19 protein-coding genes and 1 riboswitch are annotated in these 19,750 nt (G+C 48.2%); all 19 genes read left to right on the plus strand.

Annotation, left to right across the window (positions count from 1 at the left end; translation table 11 throughout):
- Positions 1–28 precede the first annotated feature (28 nt).
- The 19 genes from BMY78_RS21930 (at position 29) to atpE (ending at position 19,737) form a co-directional block, all read left to right on the plus strand.
- Positions 29–499, plus strand: coding sequence for a GNAT family N-acetyltransferase (locus tag BMY78_RS21930; RefSeq protein WP_090903501.1), 471 nt, complete (start codon positions 29–31; stop codon positions 497–499).
- Positions 500–691: 192 nt separating this feature from the next.
- Positions 692–1,792, plus strand: a complete 1,101-nt coding sequence (gene ychF, locus BMY78_RS21935; RefSeq protein WP_090903502.1) for a redox-regulated ATPase YchF — start codon at positions 692–694, stop codon at positions 1,790–1,792.
- Positions 1,793–2,393: 601 nt separating this feature from the next.
- The gene (gene prfA, locus BMY78_RS21940; protein WP_090903503.1) at positions 2,394–3,461 is read left to right on the plus strand and encodes a peptide chain release factor 1; all 1,068 of its coding nucleotides are present in this window, start codon (positions 2,394–2,396) and stop codon (positions 3,459–3,461) included.
- A gap of 25 nt (positions 3,462–3,486) precedes the next feature.
- A complete protein-coding gene (prmC, locus tag BMY78_RS21945; RefSeq protein ID WP_090903647.1) occupies positions 3,487–4,371 on the plus strand; it encodes a peptide chain release factor N(5)-glutamine methyltransferase in 885 nt (294 codons plus the stop codon).
- An 85-nt stretch (positions 4,372–4,456) separates the two neighbouring features.
- Positions 4,457–5,677, plus strand: coding sequence for an FtsW/RodA/SpoVE family cell cycle protein (locus tag BMY78_RS21950; RefSeq protein WP_090903504.1), 1,221 nt, complete (start codon positions 4,457–4,459; stop codon positions 5,675–5,677).
- 215 nt (positions 5,678–5,892) lie between these two features.
- The gene (locus BMY78_RS21955) at positions 5,893–7,113 is read left to right on the plus strand and encodes an FtsW/RodA/SpoVE family cell cycle protein (RefSeq protein WP_090903505.1); all 1,221 of its coding nucleotides are present in this window, start codon (positions 5,893–5,895) and stop codon (positions 7,111–7,113) included.
- A 620-nt stretch (positions 7,114–7,733) separates the two neighbouring features.
- Positions 7,734–9,293: a glycosyl hydrolase family 18 protein gene (locus tag BMY78_RS21960; RefSeq protein ID WP_256222269.1), complete on the plus strand. Its 1,560-nt coding sequence runs from the start codon at positions 7,734–7,736 to the stop codon at positions 9,291–9,293.
- Positions 9,294–9,584: 291 nt separating this feature from the next.
- The gene (spoIIR, locus tag BMY78_RS21965; protein WP_090903506.1) at positions 9,585–10,244 is read left to right on the plus strand and encodes a stage II sporulation protein R; all 660 of its coding nucleotides are present in this window, start codon (positions 9,585–9,587) and stop codon (positions 10,242–10,244) included.
- A gap of 332 nt (positions 10,245–10,576) precedes the next feature.
- Positions 10,577–11,686 (plus strand): L-threonylcarbamoyladenylate synthase, encoded by a 1,110-nt coding sequence (locus BMY78_RS21970; RefSeq protein WP_371129186.1) that lies wholly within the window; start codon positions 10,577–10,579, stop codon positions 11,684–11,686.
- A 172-nt stretch (positions 11,687–11,858) separates the two neighbouring features.
- Complete coding sequence (locus BMY78_RS21975; RefSeq protein WP_064641890.1) at positions 11,859–12,419, plus strand: manganese efflux pump MntP; 561 nt, start codon at positions 11,859–11,861, stop codon at positions 12,417–12,419.
- A 124-nt stretch (positions 12,420–12,543) separates the two neighbouring features.
- The gene (locus BMY78_RS21980) at positions 12,544–13,116 is read left to right on the plus strand and encodes a low molecular weight protein arginine phosphatase (RefSeq protein ID WP_090903508.1); all 573 of its coding nucleotides are present in this window, start codon (positions 12,544–12,546) and stop codon (positions 13,114–13,116) included.
- Positions 13,117–13,231: 115 nt separating this feature from the next.
- A riboswitch (ZMP/ZTP riboswitch) is annotated at positions 13,232–13,313 on the plus strand.
- A 139-nt stretch (positions 13,314–13,452) separates the two neighbouring features.
- Entirely contained in the window at positions 13,453–14,046 is a 594-nt protein-coding gene (locus BMY78_RS21985; RefSeq protein ID WP_090903509.1) for a TIGR01440 family protein, read from the plus strand.
- Positions 14,047–14,262: 216 nt separating this feature from the next.
- Entirely contained in the window at positions 14,263–15,510 is a 1,248-nt protein-coding gene (gene glyA / locus BMY78_RS21990; protein ID WP_143067069.1) for a serine hydroxymethyltransferase, read from the plus strand.
- Between the two features lie 426 nt (positions 15,511–15,936).
- Positions 15,937–16,566 (plus strand): uracil phosphoribosyltransferase, encoded by a 630-nt coding sequence (gene upp, locus BMY78_RS21995; RefSeq protein ID WP_053782842.1) that lies wholly within the window; start codon positions 15,937–15,939, stop codon positions 16,564–16,566.
- A gap of 38 nt (positions 16,567–16,604) precedes the next feature.
- On the plus strand, positions 16,605–17,762 hold the full coding sequence (gene wecB / locus BMY78_RS22000) for a non-hydrolyzing UDP-N-acetylglucosamine 2-epimerase (RefSeq protein ID WP_076287588.1): 1,158 nt from the start codon (positions 16,605–16,607) through the stop codon (positions 17,760–17,762).
- Positions 17,763–17,948: 186 nt separating this feature from the next.
- Positions 17,949–18,203 (plus strand): AtpZ/AtpI family protein, encoded by a 255-nt coding sequence (locus BMY78_RS22005; RefSeq protein WP_076287589.1) that lies wholly within the window; start codon positions 17,949–17,951, stop codon positions 18,201–18,203.
- Entirely contained in the window at positions 18,196–18,576 is a 381-nt protein-coding gene (locus tag BMY78_RS22010; RefSeq protein ID WP_090903511.1) for an ATP synthase subunit I, read from the plus strand. The genes BMY78_RS22005 and BMY78_RS22010 overlap by 8 nt, the downstream gene beginning before the upstream one ends.
- A 41-nt stretch (positions 18,577–18,617) precedes the next feature.
- On the plus strand, positions 18,618–19,436 hold the full coding sequence (gene atpB, locus BMY78_RS22015) for a F0F1 ATP synthase subunit A (RefSeq protein ID WP_090903512.1): 819 nt from the start codon (positions 18,618–18,620) through the stop codon (positions 19,434–19,436).
- A 76-nt stretch (positions 19,437–19,512) separates the two neighbouring features.
- Positions 19,513–19,737 (plus strand): F0F1 ATP synthase subunit C, encoded by a 225-nt coding sequence (gene atpE / locus BMY78_RS22020; protein ID WP_090903513.1) that lies wholly within the window; start codon positions 19,513–19,515, stop codon positions 19,735–19,737.
- Positions 19,738–19,750 lie beyond the last annotated feature (13 nt).

A 19,750-nucleotide genomic window follows, 5' to 3' on the forward strand; every position in this document is an offset into this window, starting at 1 on the left:
ATATTTATGAATGTGGAGGGATACTCTGATGAAACTTACCGCAATGAATCAAGAAGAATATGCAAATTTCCGTGTTCGCTCGATTAAAGATTTTGCAGAAGAGAAAGTGGAGGCGGGTACTTGGGCTGCGGAAGAGGCGCAAGGACTTGCAGAGGCATCCTACGACAGATATTTGCCTGAAGGGCTGAATACACCGGGTGCTTACCTCTATAATTTGGTACATGCCGTTGACGGGAATGTGGGTTATATCTGGTTTAACATTACGGATAACCGCCGTGGAAAAGACGCTTTTTTGCTGGATATTGTGGTCGAAGAAGCCTATCGGGGCAAGGGTTATGGTACAGAGACGATGGAAGCACTTGAAAGGGAAGCCTTGAGTCTTGGCGTGGATCGCATTGGTCTGCATGTGTTTGGACATAATGTGCGGGCGAGCAGCCTGTATCGCAAAATGGGATATGAGGTAACCGATTTGACGATGTACAAGGATATCAAAGGGTAAATCTAAACACGGATAATCTAAGTCAAACGTATGATCTACGCAAAACGAATCATCCTCTGTAACAGGGGATTTCGGAAAGCGGAGGGTGCTCTGGTCGAATTGGCGAAGTTCCTTGATGCCTTGGGGTTTGTCATATATAATGTATAGGATTATCCATACCGAACAAGTAATCAATGAGGAGTTGTCATATACATGGCTTTGAAAGCTGGAATCGTGGGCCTGCCTAACGTTGGTAAATCCACACTGTTTAACGCAATTACACAAGCTGGTGCCGAATCGGCAAACTATCCGTTCTGTACGATTGACCCTAACGTGGGGATCGTTGAAGTACCGGACGAGCGTTTGGACAAATTGACAGAACTCGTTGTACCGAAAAAAACGGTACCAACGGCGTTTGAATTCGTAGATATTGCAGGTCTTGTTCGCGGTGCGAGCAAAGGCGAAGGTCTTGGTAACAAGTTCCTTGCACACATTCGTGAAGTAGATGCCATTGTACATGTGGTGCGCTGCTTTGTAGACGAGAACATCACACACGTCGATGGCAAAATTGATCCGGTAAGCGACATCCAGACGATCAATCTGGAACTGATTCTGGCCGATATCGAGAGTGTCGAGAAAAAAATTGATCGCTCCAAGAAAAACATGAAGGGCGGCAACAAGTCAGCTGCTCAGGAAGTGGAAGTACTGGAGAAAGTGAAGGCTGTTCTGTACGAAGACAAGCCAGCACGCAGCATGGAGCTTACAGACGAAGAACGTCTGATTGTACGCGATCTGCATTTGCTTACCCTGAAGCCTGTTCTGTACGCAGCCAATGTAGCTGAGGACGAAATCGGCGATGTGGCAAACAATGCTTACGTGCAAAAAGTAAGAGAATTCGCCGCTGCTGAAAATGCAGAAGTGGTGCCGATCAGTGCAAAAGTGGAAGAAGAGATCTCGGAGCTTGAAGGCGAAGATAAACAAATGTTCCTGGAAGAGCTCGGTATCGAGGATTCCGGTCTGAACCTGTTGATCAAAGCTGCTTACAAATTGCTGGGTCTGTATACGTACTTCACAGCAGGCGTACAAGAAGTTCGTGCTTGGACAATCCGTAAGGGTACCAAAGCACCTGGCGCAGCGGGTGTCATTCACACCGACTTCGAGCGCGGATTCATTCGGGCAGAGGTTGTTTCCTACGAGGATCTGGTTGCTGCCGGTTCCATGAACGGTGCGAAAGAACGTGGACAACTTCGTCTTGAAGGTAAAGAGTATGTTGTCAATGACGGCGATGTTATGCACTTCCGCTTCAACGTTTAATATCGATAGTCTAGATAAGAAAACATACTTGAATATACGAGTATAGCAGCTCTGTCGTCTTCTATTGAAGATGGCAGGGCTTTTTACATAGGGCAGAATATTCTTCAATAAGCATTCAACAATAAAATTGCTCTATATCCTGTACATCCTACTGGATTGTTTACTCGCTCTGGATATAATAAAAGGAAGAAGGCTCATGGAAGATGAGCTCTTATAGTCCTTTGCAAATCAATCTGGTTGCTTAAAATAAGTAAATCAAAATTTGGATGCAGATGCTGCAAACAGTTGCTATTCAGGAGCATAAGAATATGCTATAATTAAGAGTCGTATACCTATGTTAAATTTCACGCTCGGCTGAATGGGTTGAAGCGGGTTTGATACCGGGTACGCGATTTCTTTTATATAACTTAAACGTAAAGGATTTGATGACGTTGTAGCGATGTTATACGTCGATCATAAAATGAATGTTACGGTCAGGGATTTCTGAGAACTCCGTGCCTTGTGAAATATAAATGGTCTGATGATGCATGAAATGTATGCCTATCGGAATCGAATGAATGTTGAAATGCTGGAACGAAAATAACGCGTGAGGTGACTATACATGTTTGATAAATTACAGGCGTTAGCCGACCGTTACGAGAAACTCAGCGAGCTGCTGTGTGACCCGGATGTAGCAAGTGACAACAAGAAGCTGCGGGAATATTCCAAAGAACAATCGGATCTGCAGCCCACCTATGAAGCATACAATGAGTACAAACAGGTAAGCCAGGATCTCGAAGCTGCGAAAGAAATGCAGGGCGAGAAGCTGGACGACGAGATGCGTGAAATGGTCAAAATGGAAATTGATGAACTGAGCACTCGCCAGAAAGAATTGGACGAACTGATTCGTGTTCTCATGCTGCCAAAAGACCCGAATGATGATAAAAACGTCATCGTTGAAATTCGTGGAGCAGCTGGTGGGGATGAAGCGGCGCTGTTTGCAGCGGATCTCTATCGGATGTATACACGTTATGCCGATACCCAAGGCTGGCGCGTGGAATTGATGGACGTTAACACAAATGATCTGGGCGGCTTCAAAGAGGTAGTATTCCTGATTAATGGACGCGGCGCTTACAGCAAAATGAAATACGAAAGTGGCGCACACCGTGTGCAACGTATTCCTACAACGGAATCGGGCGGCCGGATTCATACGTCTACTTCCACAGTAGCTGTTATGCCTGAAGCCGAAGATTTCGATATCGAAATTCATGATAAAGATATCCGTGTAGATACGTTCTGTTCCAGTGGTGCCGGTGGACAATCGGTTAATACCACGAAATCGGCTGTACGGGTAACTCACGTTCCAACGGGAATTGTGGCTACTTGTCAGGATGGTAAATCCCAGAACTCGAATAAAGAAAAAGCATTGCAAGTTCTGCGTACGCGTATCTTCGATATGATGCGTCAGGAAGAAGAAGCGAAAATTTCGAGTGAACGGAAGAGCAAAGTGGGTACAGGTGACCGCAGTGAGCGGATTCGTACCTATAATTTCCCACAAAGCCGTGTTACGGATCACCGGATCGGATTGACGATGCACAAGCTGGATCAAATCATGAATGGTGAGATTGCTGATATCGTGTCTGCACTGACGATTGCCGAGCAGACGGATATGATGGATAGAGGAGAATAATGCTGTGACCCGCGCGCAGTTTGTCATGACGCCGGAACAGAGTTGTCGGGAAGCCTTCGTTGAGGCTTCCTCTTTTTTGGAGAAGTGCGGCGTGTACGAGCCGAACAACAATGCCCGGCTGCTGCTGGAACATGTACTCGGCCGCGAAGGGGCCGCGTACTATATGATGCAGCCGGAGCCCTTTCCCAGCGAGCTTCGCAGCCGCTGGGAAGACGCCGTCACGCGCAAGGCTGCGGGTGAGCCGGCGCAGTACATCATCGGCAGCCAGGAATTCTATGGGCTGCCGTTCGAGGTCACGCCGGCCGTGCTGATCCCGCGGCCGGAGACCGAGCTGTTGGTCGAGGCTGTGCTGCGCGAAGCCGACCGCGTGTTTCCCGGCGGCGCTCCGCTCGCTGTCGACATTGGCACGGGCAGCGGGGCCATCGCAGTGACGATGGCTGCGCAGCGCCCGCGCTGGCAGGTAGGCGCCGGAGATATCTCGGCGGCTGCCCTGCAAGTGGCCGCGCGCAACGCGGCCGCGAACGGGGTACAGATCGACTTCCGTGAAGGCGATCTGCTGGCCCCGTTCGCAGGGGCACGGGTGGACATCTTGGTGTCCAACCCGCCTTACATCCCGGCGGCAGATATCGCCGGGTTGCAGCCTGAGGTGCGCGACCATGAGCCGCGCACGGCACTGGACGGCGGCCCGGATGGACTGGGGCCGTACCGCATCATGCTGGAGCAGCTGGCGCTGCTGCCTGCACCACCGCAGATCATCGGTTTTGAGCTGGGTCAGGGACAGGCCGGGGACATCGCAGCTCTGCTTGAATCGGCCGGATATTGGTCGGAAATTATCGTCGTGCCAGACCTTGCAGGCATTGAACGGCATGTACTGGGTGTTCGTACTTCGGAACAGGTGACGAAAATGTAAGGTTCCACAGGTTTTCTTTTTGCCGTGAAATCCTCTACAATGAGATATACCGAAGATTGCTGAATGCTTGGAGGAACATAACTACATGCTGCATAAATTCAAAAAAATAGACTATTCGATTGTTTTTATATTGCTCATTCTGATGGCTATTAGTATTTTGTCGATTTATAGTACCACCTTCGGCCGACCGAAGTGGGAGGCTTATCCCCAGAAAGCAGTAATTTTTTACATTATCGGTTTTATTGTGTTTTTCGGAATGTCCATGATTAACTACAAATTGATCATTAAGAATTACCTATACATTTATGGTGTGGGCATGATACTGCTTATTCTTGTTATGTTTATCGGTAAGGAGTACTACGGCGCTCAAGGATGGTTATCCATATTTGGCCTGAGCTTGCAGCCTGCCGAGCTATTCAAACTATGTCTGATTGTCTTTCTGTCAGCACTTCTGGCGAGAAAGAAAAACAGGCCGTTATTTTTTGGACGAGACGTTATCCCCATCTCGCTCTGTGTGCTTCCTCCGTTGCTGCTCGTCTTGCTTCAGAATGACTTGGGGAATGCGCTGAGTTATGTCGTTATCCTGATAGGGCTTCTCTGGATAGGCAATATCAAATTTACGCATGCCCTGATCGGTTTTGTTATAGCGGTGGCCGCTCTGATTGGTGGAACACAAGCCTATATTCATTACCATGATGAAATTGTAAGATTTCTGAAGGACATTGGTCGCTCTCACTGGGCAGATCGTTTCGACCCCTGGCTTGTACCGGATCAGACGTCAAGGGACGTGCTCTGGCAGACCTACAATGCCAAGTTGGCTATAGGCTCTGGAGGTATTAGCGGTAAAGGATACTTGGAAGGTACCACGATTCAGTCGAATCGGGTGCCGCTGGCCTATGCGGATTCGATCTTTGTGCAGATTGGTGAAGAATTTGGTTTTGTTGGAGCATCGGTGCTGCTCCTGCTCTACTTTATTTTGATTCACAGGCTGGTGCTGATTGCACTGGAATGTAAGGATAGGGCAGGACCATATCTGATTGTCGGTATTATAGCGATGCTGCTCTACCAGATCTTTGTCAACATTGGTCCGTTCATTGGTCTGATGCCGCTGACAGGGATTACACTGCCGTTTATCAGTTTCGGGGGCACCTCGCTTGTTCTCAACATGCTTAGTATGGGTCTTGTGATGAGTATCAAAGTGCATACAGAAGAGAACGAGGATATTCTCGGTTCCGCAGAACAGCCAAGCATTACGGAGTTGGTATTGAAGCTATTTAGACGCAAATCAACGCAGCAGGAGCAATAGTCTTTATCCAAGGACAGACTCTTTGCGGAGTGAATACGATATAAGTTAACCCTGGAATTAACAGATCGGAGCAAGATGGATCTGTGGGTTTCAGGGTTTTTCGTTGTGTTGTTTGACGGATTTCCAATTTGTCTTCCAATTCTATACAATGGTAATATTGAAGACTACTGGAAATAATTATTGGGTTATTGAGCCTCAGGGGGATACGTGGGAACATGCTGAGAATGCTGAAGAAGATGGACGGGGTTATTCTGTTTGTGTTGCTGCTGCTTATGGTCATGAGTGTATTTACGGTGTACAGTGCGATTCAGTCCGATCCGAAACTTGGAAATCATCATATCAAAACCTTGCTGTTTTACGGGATTGGATTCGTAGCCATCATTGGTATCGGATTAGTCAATTATAAACTGTATATCCAATATGCGTTTTATATTTACGCAGTTGGAATCGTCCTGCTGATTCTTGTCAACTTTGTAGGTGGCACGATTAATAATGCGAATGGCTGGATAAAGATTAGTGAGAGTCTCACTTTTCAACCAGCAGAATTGTTTAAAATGATCTTGATTCTGTTTCTGGCGCATGTATTGGTCAAAAGAAAAAATTCTACGCTTCGTTTCTGGAAAGATATCGTGCCCATCGGGTTATGGACGTTCGTTCCCTTTGCGTTAGTAATGGCTCAAAATGACCTGGGAAACGCCCTCGGATACATCGTGATTCTGGTCGCTGTGTTATGGATAGGGAATATCAAGTGGTCTCATGCATTAATTGCTCTTGCTATTGTGGGGATCACCTTTTTTGGATTCGTCAAAGCATATACGTCGTATCACGATGAGATTTTCACCTTTCTGGAAAAGGCGAACCGTGAGCACTGGGCCGAGCGAATTGATCCTTGGCTTGTACCGGATAAAGCAACGTCGAAAGCTTCCTGGCATACGAAAAATGCGGGTCTGGCCATAGGCTCGGGAGGCATAACAGGCAAAGGTTACATGCAAGGCACATCTGTTCAATCGGGGCGTGTACCGTATACATACTCGGATTCCATTTTTGTGGTCATTGCCGAGGAGTTTGGTTTTGTAGGCGGATCTGTTCTGCTCTTACTGTATTTTATCCTCATTCATCGTATGGTATTAATCGCATTACACTGTAGAGACCGGGCAGGACCTGTGGTGATTGTAGGTATTATCGGGATGCTGTTATATCAGGTGTTTGAAAATATTGGCGCTTTCCTTGGGCTGATGCCGCTTACGGGCATTACGCTGCCGTTTATCAGCTATGGGGGCACCTCGCTGCTCATTAATATGGCATGTATCGGGCTGGTGATGAGTATTAAGTTGTATGGTCAGGAAGACGAGGACGAGCTTCTTATGGGAGAACAGCGACCTACCTTATTAGAACGTTTGTGGAGTATGGTCAAAAAGGAAAAGACAACAGCGTAATCCTGAACTTTGGTATGATTCATCTTTGCTATAGAAATCCAGCTTCCCATTCAGAGGATGTTGGAGTAGGTTATGGAGCAGTAAGTTTTTGGTTTGTTAGTCCGATCTTTGCCTGCGCAGCTAGGCGAAGATCTTTTTTTATTTTTAAAGGCAGTGAGAACTTTGAATTTTAAATGAATGACAAATTTAAATTTCATTGACAAATATTTCAATTCTGTATTATCCTAATTTTAACTATACTCAGAATAAGTCAGCAGTCCTGGAGAATCCTTGTTTTCCTCGTGTCTCTCAGATCAGCATTCGATATTCCATTCTTATCGTCCTGGTTACACTTCTACAAATTCTATTGGTTCCTGTACAGAACATCCAATGGCTTGTTTATTTCTCAATGAAATGAAATCGATTTCACAATTAATTGTAAACGCTTACTTTCTTTTAGTTCTATCTGATTTGAAATTGAGAGGATGAGAAGCCATGTGTTTTAACAAGTTTGGCAGTGCAGCGGCTGTGATCAAGGAAGAGGTGCGTAGTGCGGTACGTGGGCCTCCTGCCGAAGTGGGATGTGGGCGAAGGATCAGGTCGCTGAATGATTAATTTTAAACCCAAAAGGAGAGTTTGAGATGAATAAAAATCGAGTTGTTAAGACCCCTTCGATCGTCAACGTGTTCATGCTCTTGTTTTTATCTTTTGCACTAACCGTTTCAACATTTGCCATCGGACCAGCGAAACAAGCTGACGCAGCTCCTCTTCCAAAGAAAATTATTGCTTATGTGGCTGGTTGGGCCAACTGGACCGCGAATGATATTAAGGCAGAACAGCTCTCTCATATCAATTACTCCTTCGCTCTCATCTCCAACGGCAAAGCAACAATCACAAATTCAGATCGTACCAAACTGCAACTGATGGTAGGATTGAAATCCAGAAACCCTGACCTGAAGGTGTTATTGTCTGTTGGCGGTTGGGGAGCTAATGGTTTTTCAGACGCTGCGCTAACGGACGCCTCACGTACAACCTTTGCCGACAGTATTGTGCAGCTGGTAACCTCCAACAATCTGGATGGCGTCGATCTGGATTGGGAATATCCGACCAACCCTGCGGCCGGAACAACTGCGCGACCGCAGGATAAACAAAACTTCACACAACTGCTCTCGAAGGTTCGTGAGAAGCTGAATGCTCAAGGGCAGATTAATGGCAAGCAATATCTGCTGACCATTGCCGCAGGAGCGAGCAGCAGTTATCTGAATGGTGTGGAGATCAATAATATCACGCCTCTGCTCGATTGGATCAATCTGATGACTTACGATTTTCATGGAACCTGGGATGCAACCACAGGTCATCATACGAATCTGTCCGGAAGAGATATCAGTGTAACGTCCGCGGTCAATCTGTTCAGAAATAGCGGTGTTCCCGCGAATAAACTGGTCATTGGCGGAGCTTTTTACGGCCGGGCCTGGACGGGTGTTCAGAATTCGAACAATGGTCTGGACAGGCCCGCTTCCGGTGGTTTTGAACCCGACTACAACACTATTGTCAGCCAATATTTGAATAAAAACGGGTATACACGGTACTGGGACAGCAGTGCCCAAGCTCCTTATCTGTTTAATGGAAATACCTTTATCTCCTATGATGACCCGCAATCGCTCAGCTTGAAGGTGCAATATGTGAAAAATAGCAATCTGGGTGGCATCATGTTCTGGGAGTACAGCAATGACCGCTCAGGTGCGCTGCTTCAGGCCGTATATTCAGAGGTTACGGGTGGTGGGACGGTGCAGCCTCCAAATCCAAGCGGGTACAACTATCTGGTTGCTCAAGCCAATCAGCAAATCGTCTCTGCCGAAAATCAAGGCAATGACCAGCTTGTCGCCAATCGGACGACCGCAGGAGACTGGGAGCTTTTTGAATGGATTACGAACTCCGATGGAACGGTGTCCCTCAAGTCCAAAATCAATAATAAATATGTCACAGCAGATGTTAATGTGGGTGGTGCCCTGATCGCAAAAGCGACAACCATTCAGCAATGGGAGAAGTTCAATCGTGTGGATTTGGGTGATGGAACAATCGCGCTGCAGGCACTTGCCAATAACTTGTATGTAACCTGTGATCTGAATAATGGCGGTAAGCTTGTAGCGAGCCGCAATTCGGTTGGCGGGGCCTGGGAAGCTTTTCGGGTCAATAAGTAACAGAGAAGCAAGGGCATCCATACAGCATGCTAATTGGAACATCAAGGTAGGTTAGAGATTTTAGATTGTTCAAAGAAGTGCCAGCCGACAAGCGTTCCATAGGCAGGCGCTTTTTTGATTTTCGTCAGTTTCATGAGCGAGCTAACAGTCTTTTGTTTTAGGTCTAACCCGCCTATTAAAATTTTAGTAGATTTGTAATCTAGCAGGTTTACTTCCGCCCCTTCCGGGCATACTGATAGACATGAGAGAGTTACAGGGATCATGATTACGGGAGCCGAGGGGGAGAACGGAATGAGCAGAAGAGTCGTGAAACAAATTGGACTTATAATTGTATGTCTTATGATGACTATTATGATGTGGGAAGGTCAGAAAACGGATGCAGCTGTGGCGGCCACAGCGATTCCAGAACAATCCATTCGCTTACGTATTCTCGCAAACTCGGATGCAGCGGGAGATCAGTTGGTCAAACGCGAGATTCGTGACGCCGTCGTTGCCCAAATGAATGAGTGGGTAACCGAACTGGAGAATCCGCAAAGTCTGGAAGAAGCGCGAGGGGTCATTCGTCAGCATCTATCTGAAATTGAGGATCGTGTGGGAGAAGAGCTTGCCAATCGTGGCTTAACCTATTCGTATCAGGTTGAACTCGGAGTGGTTCCGTTTCCAACCAAATTATATGGGGGTACCGTATATCCTGCTGGAGATTATGAGGCAGTACGGATAACACTGGGTAAAGGTGAAGGTCAAAACTGGTGGTGTGTGTTGTTTCCACCATTGTGCTTCATAGATGCAGGAACAGGGGATGCACTGGCGAAGCCTGCAACAGCATCAGCAGCTGCCGCAGAGCCTGGGGACGCACAAGCATCTGTGCAGGCAGCTACACCGGAAGCGCGTTTCTTCCTGTGGGATATGGCGGTCAAATTGTGGGATTGGGTAACGGGATTGTTTGCATAACTGAATGAACATGCTGCTGGATATAAGCTTTATCAGGGGACTTCGATTCAGGGAAGTGCCCTTTTGTTTTATCATAGGCTCGAGTCAAAGATCGCATGATGTTAATCGCTGGGAAGATTCAGACCGCATCCTTGGGCAGAGCAGATATGTTATAATTATAGGAATCAGAAAACATAAGTGAATAAGGCATCGCGGAAGTGTGATGTCTTGCATTAACTACCCTACTGAAGTTTAGGAATGATGGATATATGACAAGAGAGAACAAGCAATTGCATCAGTCTTCGATGAAAGGCATGGAGAACGATGAACGTACAGAGGAAATGGTTACGAGCATGTGGGATGTCAATGTACTGCTAGCCAATGAGAACACGGATGATGTGGCAAAAGGGAGTGCGTATAAACAGGCTCTTGTTTACTTACAGGATGCTGCAGCCTGTCTTCGTCAAGGGCAGACCGTGGCATTCCCAACCGAGACGGTATACGGTCTGGGTGCAGATGCTCGCAGTACAGCTGCGGTGGAAGCTGTATTTGCAGCCAAGGGGCGGCCTTCAGACAATCCGCTGATTGTTCATATTGCACAGCGTGACCAGTTGGATTCGCTGGTCACAGATGTGAATGGCACAGCGGAGGCTCTGATGGCAGCCTTCTGGCCGGGGCCGCTTACGCTTGTGCTGCCGGTTAGGCCAGGGGCGGTATCCCCGCGGGTTACCGCCGGTTTGGACACGGTGGCCGTGCGGATGCCGGATCATCCGGTGGCCTTGCAGTTGATCGCGGCGGCGGAATGCCCGGTCGCCGCGCCGAGCGCCAACCGCTCCGGGCGGCCAAGCCCGACACTCGCAGCACATGTGCGCGAGGATCTGGCAGGCCGCATCGGCGGCATCGTGGACGGCGGCCCCACCGGGGTGGGCGTCGAGTCCACGGTGGTGCAGGTCGGTGACGACGGTACCGTCACCATCCTGCGCCCTGGCGGCATTACGGCGGAACAGCTGTCCGCCGTTGCCGCCCGTGTCGCCACGGACCCGGCGCTGCTCGCCGAGGGGCCCGGTGGCGATGACAGCCCGGCGCCGCGCTCGCCGGGCATGAAGTACACGCACTACGCGCCCGCAGGTGCGCTGTGCGTGGTGGAGGGGCCGCCCGCAGCGGTGGCGGCCTGGATCAGCGCCGCCCTCGCAGAGGCGGCGCAGCGCGGGGAGCGCACCGCGGTGCTGGCGTTCGCCGAGCACGCGGAGCAGTACCGCGCCGATGCCGTGTTCTCGCTGGGCGAAGCCAGCGAGCTGGAGGAAGCAGCGCGCCGGCTGTACGCCGCGCTGCGCAGCTGCGATGAGCAGGGGGCCACATATATTGTGGCTGAAGCCTGCTCACGCGAAGGGCTGGGAGCAGCCGTCATGAACCGGCTGCTCAAGGCGGCAGGTCACCGACTCATTCAGGTCGGTGACCGATAGCTCCCTTTTTCCATAATATCGCTATGAATATTTCCCTCTGGCACCTGACCTCTAGCCACGACTAGCCAATCATTCTTTGAATGCAGCTATGGAAAACGCCTTCTCAGGTCATGTTTATGTTCTTGTCCGCATATGGTGTACAAGAACCTTTACGTGACTTGGGGGTATGGGGATGTGGGATGTGTCTGCCCATGTAGGGCAGTTGGTAACCATTTTGATTATGGCCGTCGCTCTCGGACTCGACGCGTTCTCACTCGGCATCGGGATTGGTATGAAGGGCATTCGGATGAGAGACGTATTGCGAATCAGTACCGTAACGGCCCTGTTTCACATCATCATGCCGCTCATCGGCATGTACACGGGCAAATACGTCAGCTCCCTGCTTGGTGACATTACGACATATGCAGCTGGCGGTCTGCTGGTCCTGCTCGGCGCCCATATGATCTTGAACGCTTTCCGGGAGGGAGACACCAAACTGGTGGATCATCGATCTCTGCTCGGTGTGATTCTGTTCTCACTGAGTGTCAGTGTGGATTCGTTTTCCGTTGGAGTCTCGCTTGGCATGTTCAGCAGTGATTTGGTGTTAACGGTGCTGGCTTTCGGTGTCTGTGGTGGAGTAATGTCCGTCATGGGTCTGCTGTTGGGACGGCGTGTGAGTCAAAACATGGGGGATTACGGGGAAGCGGTCGGCGGAGCGATCTTGCTCGCTTTTGGACTTTTGTTTATATTTTAAAATACACCGTTAATAATGATTACAGCCTAGTGCAGTCTTCGATATATAGTTATGAGTTTCATTGGTTCAGATGGAGTTTCAAACATGATTCGACAACATTTGCAAAATGGGGAGGCTAACCACAATGAAACATATTTTGTTTGTATGTACAGGGAATACATGTCGCAGCCCCATGGCGGAGGGACTTTTACGTAAACTGGCGTCTGAGCGGGGCATTCAGGTGGACGTTCGTTCCGCGGGTGTAGCCGCAACTACGGGCATGCCGATTTCCCGTCATGCGGAGGCCGTATTAAGGGATCACAACGTTGAGGGACCGCCTCATTCGACGCTCTTGAGCTCTAACCTGGTCGGTTGGGCCGATTTGATCCTTACGTTGACACGCAGTCATAAACAGCATGTTATGCAGGTTTTTCCTGACTCTATACACAAGACGTATACCTTGAAAGAGTATGTGGAAAATGACGAACAAGTCCTGAATGATCTTCAGGAACTGGACAGCCTGTTTGCGACAATGGAAATGAAACGTGCGCTAGGTCAGGAAATTTTGGCGTCTGAACGTGAGCGGGCGATCGAGATCAGACAACGCATACCGAGCTTTGATATTTCGGATCCGTTTGGCGGCAGTCGTGATGATTACAACATCGCTGCGGCAGAGATTCGGACTGCACTCGACAGACTTTTGGACAAGCTGGATTAATTGGATTTGCTTAATCATTCCCAGCTGCCGATGGTTTTCCATATAAAAACGTACACGGGATGTAAATTACCCGTTGATTTTAAACGCAGGTTGTTTTATGATGAATGGGAAAACAGGGATCCGGTGTAACTGGCGACGAAGTGGGCATAACCACGATGGAGCACCGGAACAAACGGCCGGTCGCCTGGGCAAAAGAGCAATTCTGCGGTACCCGCAGACTGCTCTTTTTTTCGTCTTTCATCTGATTATTCGCTATAATAGTACCTGAAATGCCATGTAAGAATACCAAGGGCAGCCAAGAGGAAGCCGGGCATGATTTTATCGGGAGGCGATAGGATGACTATTGAGTTAGATTCGGAACAACCCGGATTGCATGAACAGACCGCATCCATTCTGCGTGAACTGGCGCTTGCCGGACAGCTTGGACCTGGACAGATCGTGGTGATCGGTACAAGTACAAGTGAAGTTGCGGGCAAACGGATTGGTACAAGCGGTGCGGTTGAAGTGGCGCAGCAGCTTCTTGCGGGTATACGCGAGGTGCAGCAGGAGTTCGGTTTTGATGTTGTATTCCAATGCTGTGAGCATCTGAACCGGGCACTGGTTATGGAGCGTTCATTGCTTACACGTCTTGGATTGACTGAGGTTGGTGCAGTACCCGTGCCCAAAGCAGGCGGTTCCATGGCATCCGCAGCGTATCGTTCGCTGACCGATCCATGCCTGGCTGAACATGTGCAGGCCCATGCGGGACTGGATATTGGGGAGACGATGATTGGCATGCACTTGCGGCATGTGGCAGTACCCTTCCGAACATCACTCCGCTACATCGGTGATGCCCGAGTAACTACAGCACTGACCCGTCCGAAGTTGATTGGCGGCGAGCGTGCAGTGTATCGTATGGAAGAGCAACCAGATTCGACATTTTGTGACTAACGTATAAACCGAAACGATTGGTTACACTCCTGACTTCGATTGCATCACCATCTTACGATCGCTGTTATCCCCAGATTTTTTTGAATCTCTTATATAAGGGGAAATCCGGTGATAAAGGCGAACGCTCTGCTTCTCCAGATTGGTGTTGCACTCTCCGTTTTCGTGTAAACATGATTTCGCTTTATAACTTCACTTATAACTGGGAGGAATTTAATCATGGAACAATTGCGCAAGAATGACCCGGCAGTACTGGAAGCGATGAATCTTGAACTGAAACGTCAACAAAACAACATTGAGCTGATCGCGTCCGAGAACATCGTAAGCGAAGCGGTAATTGAGGCAATGGGATCTGTACTTACCAACAAGTACGCTGAAGGATATCCAGGCAAACGTTACTACGGTGGTTGTGAGCATGTTGATATCGTTGAAGATATCGCCCGTGATCGTGCCAAAGAATTGTTTGGAGCAGAACATGTGAATGTTCAACCTCACTCCGGTGCACAAGCGAACATGGCAGTATACCTTGCGGCTCTGAAACCAGGTGATACCGTTCTGGGTATGAACCTTGCGCATGGCGGACACCTCACACATGGTAGCCCGGTTAACGCTTCCGGATTGCTGTACAATTTCGTGGCTTACGGTGTACAAGAAGATACATTCCTGATTGATTATGATGAAGTGCGCAAAGCGGCATTCAAACATCGCCCTCGTATGATCGTTGCAGGTGCAAGTGCATATCCGCGTATCATTGATTTTGAAAAGCTTGCTTCCATCGCTAATGATGTAGGTGCTTTGTTCATGGTGGATATGGCTCACATCGCAGGACTGGTAGCTGCAGGCTTGCATCCAAGCCCGGTTCCACATGCGCATTTCGTAACGACAACAACTCACAAAACGCTGCGTGGACCTCGTGGTGGTATGATTCTGTGCCGCAAAGCTTGGGCAGCAGCCATTGATAAAGCGGTATTCCCGGGTTCCCAAGGTGGACCTCTGATGCACGTAATTGCTTCCAAAGCGGTAGCATTAGGTGAAGCACTGCAACCTTCGTTCAAAACGTATGCACAAAACGTGGTGAAAAATGCACAAGTATTGGCTGAAACGCTGATTGCTGAAGGATTGAACATCGTATCCGGCGGTACAGACAACCACTTGATGCTGATCGACACACGCAGCGTGAATATCACAGGTAAGGAAGCCGAGCATGTACTTGATTCCATCGGCATTACCGTGAACAAAAATGCAATCCCGTTTGATCCAACCAGCCCGTTTGTAACGAGCGGTATCCGGATCGGTACACCTGCTGCTACTTCCCGTGGTATGAACGAAGAAGCAATGGTAGCCATTGGTAAGATCATTGCCAAAACATTGAAAAACCCTAAAGATGCAGCTAAATTGGATGAAGCCCGTGCGGAAGTAACGGCGCTCACCGACAAATTCCCACTCTACACAGATCTTAAATACTAAAAAAACTTGCTCGTGCTGTTTGTATTTGAGATGTTCTAAATGTAAACATACAGACGGAGCAAACCGAAAGAACCTGAAGAAGCGTAGCGCTCGCCTTTATCACCGGAATTCCACCATTTATTAATGGATCAAAAGAATTCTGGGGATAACAGCGATCAGAAGGTCATTCGGTTTGCGGAGCTTCATAGTGTTTACACATTTTTTAACATTCAACTGACATAACAGCGAGAGCAAAAAGGACCGGATGACTCATGTTTCCGGTCCTATTTTTATAGGATTTGGTTTTCTGTAATGATTAAGTGCCCTTTGATGGTGTAATTCGGTGTAGGTGATGATATAATATACAGGATTTATCGGGCCTATGAATGGTGATTAGGCATATTTGGTAATGCTGAACATGAAGAACATACCGGAGGGACAAATTAGATGGGAAAATTAGTAATATGTGATCACCCTTTGATTCAACACAAACTGACGTTTATACGCGACATGCGTACGAATACGAAAGATTTTCGTGAATTGGTGGATGAAGTGGCTACACTGATGGCTTATGAAATTACAAGAGATGTTGAGCTGGAGACTATTGATGTACAGACACCAGTAGCTGAAACACAAGGAAAAGTCATTTCTGGACGTATGCTTGGACTGGTTCCGATTTTGCGTGCAGGCCTTGGGATGCTGGATGGTGTTGTTAAATTGCTGCCAGCGGCAAAAGTTGGACATGTAGGTTTGTTCCGTGACCCGGAAACCCTGCAACCGGTTGAGTACTACACCAAGTTGCCTACGGACGTTACAGAGCGTCAGTTGATTGTCATCGACCCGATGCTGGCAACTGGCGGTTCTGCCATTGCTGCTATTGACGTGCTCAAAAAACGCGGCTGCACGCAAATTAAAATGATGAACCTGGTTGCAGCTCCTGAAGGCGTAAAAGCTGTTCAGGATGCACATCCGGATGTAGACATCTACGTTGCTGCACTGGACGATCGTCTGGATGATCACGGCTATATCGTTCCCGGACTGGGAGATGCAGGAGACCGTCTGTACGGCACTAAATAAGCATATTGCATGCTGAATAGAAAAGGGGCTTTGCTTCAATGTCCAAGAAAATTAAAGTCATGACAATATTCGGGGTGCGCCCGGAAGCCATCAAGATGGCTCCGCTTATTTTGGAACTGCAGAAACATCCCGAATCTATTGAATCGATCGTATGCGTTACTGCACAGCATCGTCAGATGCTGGATCAGGTTCTTGAAGTATTCAATATTCATCCAGACTACGATCTGGATGTGATGAAAGATCGTCAGACGTTGAATGAAATTACGATTCGTGTGCTGGGAGGCCTGGAGCCGGTTTTGCGTGAAGCAAAGCCGGATATTGTGCTGGTTCACGGTGATACGCTGACAACGTTTGTAGCCAGCTATGCTGCGTTCCTGCAGCAGATTCAGGTGGGTCATGTGGAAGCAGGTCTTCGTACGTGGAACAAGCTCTCTCCATACCCGGAAGAAATGAACCGTCAGTTAACCGGAGTGCTTGCTGACTTGCATTTTGCGCCTACGGACTGGTCGTCTTCCAATCTTGCCAAAGAAAATAAATCGGAGTCTAGTACGTATGTCACAGGCAACACGGTAACAGATGTGTTTCAATATACAGTACGGCAGGATTACACACATCCAGTACTAGATTGGGCACAGGGCAAGCGTCTTGTGTTGATGACAGCTCACCGCCGTGAATCCCAAGGCGAGCCTCACCGTAACATTTTCCAGGCCGTCAAACGGATTGCCGACGAGTTTGAGGATATTGCCATCGTGTATCCGGTGCATCTAAGTCCTGCTGTGAAGGAGCCGGCTCACGCGATCTTGGGGAATCACCCCCGTATTCAACTTATTGATCCACTAGACGTGGTGGATTTGCATAACTTTTACCCGCATACTCACTTGATTTTGACAGATTCAGGCGGTTTGCAGGAAGAAGCGCCTTCGTTTGGTGTGCCTGTTCTCGTCCTTCGGGATACTACGGAGCGTCCGGAGGGAATCGAGGCTGGAACACTGGAGCTGGTGGGTACCGAAGAGGAACGTGTATATGAGCGGACCAAAGCTCTGCTTACAGACGAAACACTGTATGCAAGCATGAGTCAGGCTGCCAATCCTTATGGTGATGGACATGCTTCGGAAAGAATTGTCAATGCGATTTTGCATCATTTTGGTGTGAATAGTGAACGTCCGGAATCATTTCACAGAAAATTCAAAAAATAATTCATTTTTTCTGACGGATTATTAAAGGGTACAGCATACAGTTAAACTGTACGGTTTACGCGGGTTTATGGGCTCTGATGGCCTGTATTCCCGTCGTTTTCCCCTTTAAAACGCTAAAATCATTCAATTGACAAAGGCTCTCATCATTCAGTAAAATTAACTGGGATTGCAAGGGTGGCGTGGAAAATGGCCGATTCGAACAAACCAAATTCATCCCGTAACCATGACGATAATGTGTGGAAAGCGATGGGGCTCGTGACAGCTTTTGGAATCGAGATTGCCATTCTCGCTGTTGCCGGATATTACGTTGGCTCCTGGTTGGACAAGACCATCGGGGGTAGCGGAATATGGATCGCCGTAAGCGTTCTCTTTTTTTTGGCAGCAGGCGGCGTAAGCATCTACTTTATCGCGAAAAAATTCATGGGGGAAAGTGATGAGTGAACTAACCAGATACCGCAGATGGATGACTGTTTTCATCATGTACTTTCTTATGATTTGTTTTCTCGCAGCGGCCTTTCTGCCCCGTGTGGAAACAATAGCTTTGGGACTGGCCCTTGGAACGGTGATCAGTTGGATCAACGCTTCGTATCTGGGTCGCAAAGTCAGGAGAATGTTGGATGGTGCAGCGGAAGGAAACCTTAAGCGAGTGAACCTGGGATTTTTGACTAGAGCAGCTCTCGCAGTACTCGCTATTTTCATGGCGATGCAGTATCCGCAATACTTCAATTTATATGCGGTTGTAGCTGGCTTGGTCATAGCGCAATTTTCCTTACTATTTATAGGGATATTGTTGTCCCGCAAAGCAGACTCATAGTGGTGCTGCAAGCTTTCGAATGAGAAAGGGGTGAGAAAAATATGCATGAATCTCCGATAATTAACCTGGGTGGGTTCCATCTGGATTTGTCTGTTCTGCTGATGCTGATCGTAACATCCGCCATTGTATTTATTGTTGCAAAGCTGGCTACGCGGAACTTGTCGGTAGAGAATCCGGGCAAAATGCAAAACTTCCTGGAGTGGGCGATTGAGTTTGTACGCAACCTGATCTCGAGCACGATGGATATGAAGAAGGGGCAGCATTTCCTTACCTTGGCAACCACAATGATTATGTTTATCTTTGTGGGAAACATGTTGGGTCTCCCTTTGGGCGTAGTAACTGGGGCTACTGATGCAAGCCAAGCTGAAATCTTTGGCAAGCCAATTGTCTCGGTCCAAGAAGCGTTCCATGAAGCTCATGAGAAGGATCCTGAAGCTCATCCACATATCGAAGTAGCCTGGTGGAAATCACCTACGGCTGATCTTTCGGTAACCATGGGTCTAGCGTTGATTGCATTTGCTATCGCGCATGGATTGGGACTTTTCCGTAACACCAAAACGTATCTCAAGCATTATTTCCAACCACACTGGCTGTTCTTCCCAATCAACATTGTGGAGACGGCATCCAAGTTGTTGACACACGGTATGCGTTTGTTCGCCAACATCTTTGCAGGTGAGGTTCTGATCTCCACGATTATGAAGCTTACAGCATTCAAATGGATTGGCGCAATTGCAGCAATTCCGCTGTTGACGGCATGGCAGGGGTTCAGTATTTTCATCGGTGCCATACAGGCATTCGTATTTACGGTTTTGATGATGGTATACATATCACAAACCGTCGAATCGCACGAGGAACATTAAGATTCAAGTCCAATACGGTTAACCCTGTAGGGCTGAACTATAAAATTTGAACGAACATTCTAAGGAGGATATACAAATGGGAGCAATGGCATTATTGGCAGCAGCAATTGTTGCAGGATTGGGCGCACTTGGCGCAGGTATCGGTAACGGTTTGGTAATCAGCAAAACGGTGGAAGGTATTGCCCGTCAACCGGAAGCAAAATCCACTCTTCAAACAACAATGTTTATCGGTGTAGGTTTGATCGAGGTATTGCCGATCATCGGTGTGGTACTCGCGTTCATTTTCTACGGAGCGGCTTAATAAAATCAGTGCA

It is taken from the genome of Paenibacillus sp. OK076 (genome assembly GCF_900110055.1).
Classification (GTDB): Bacteria; Bacillota; Bacilli; order Paenibacillales; family Paenibacillaceae; genus Paenibacillus.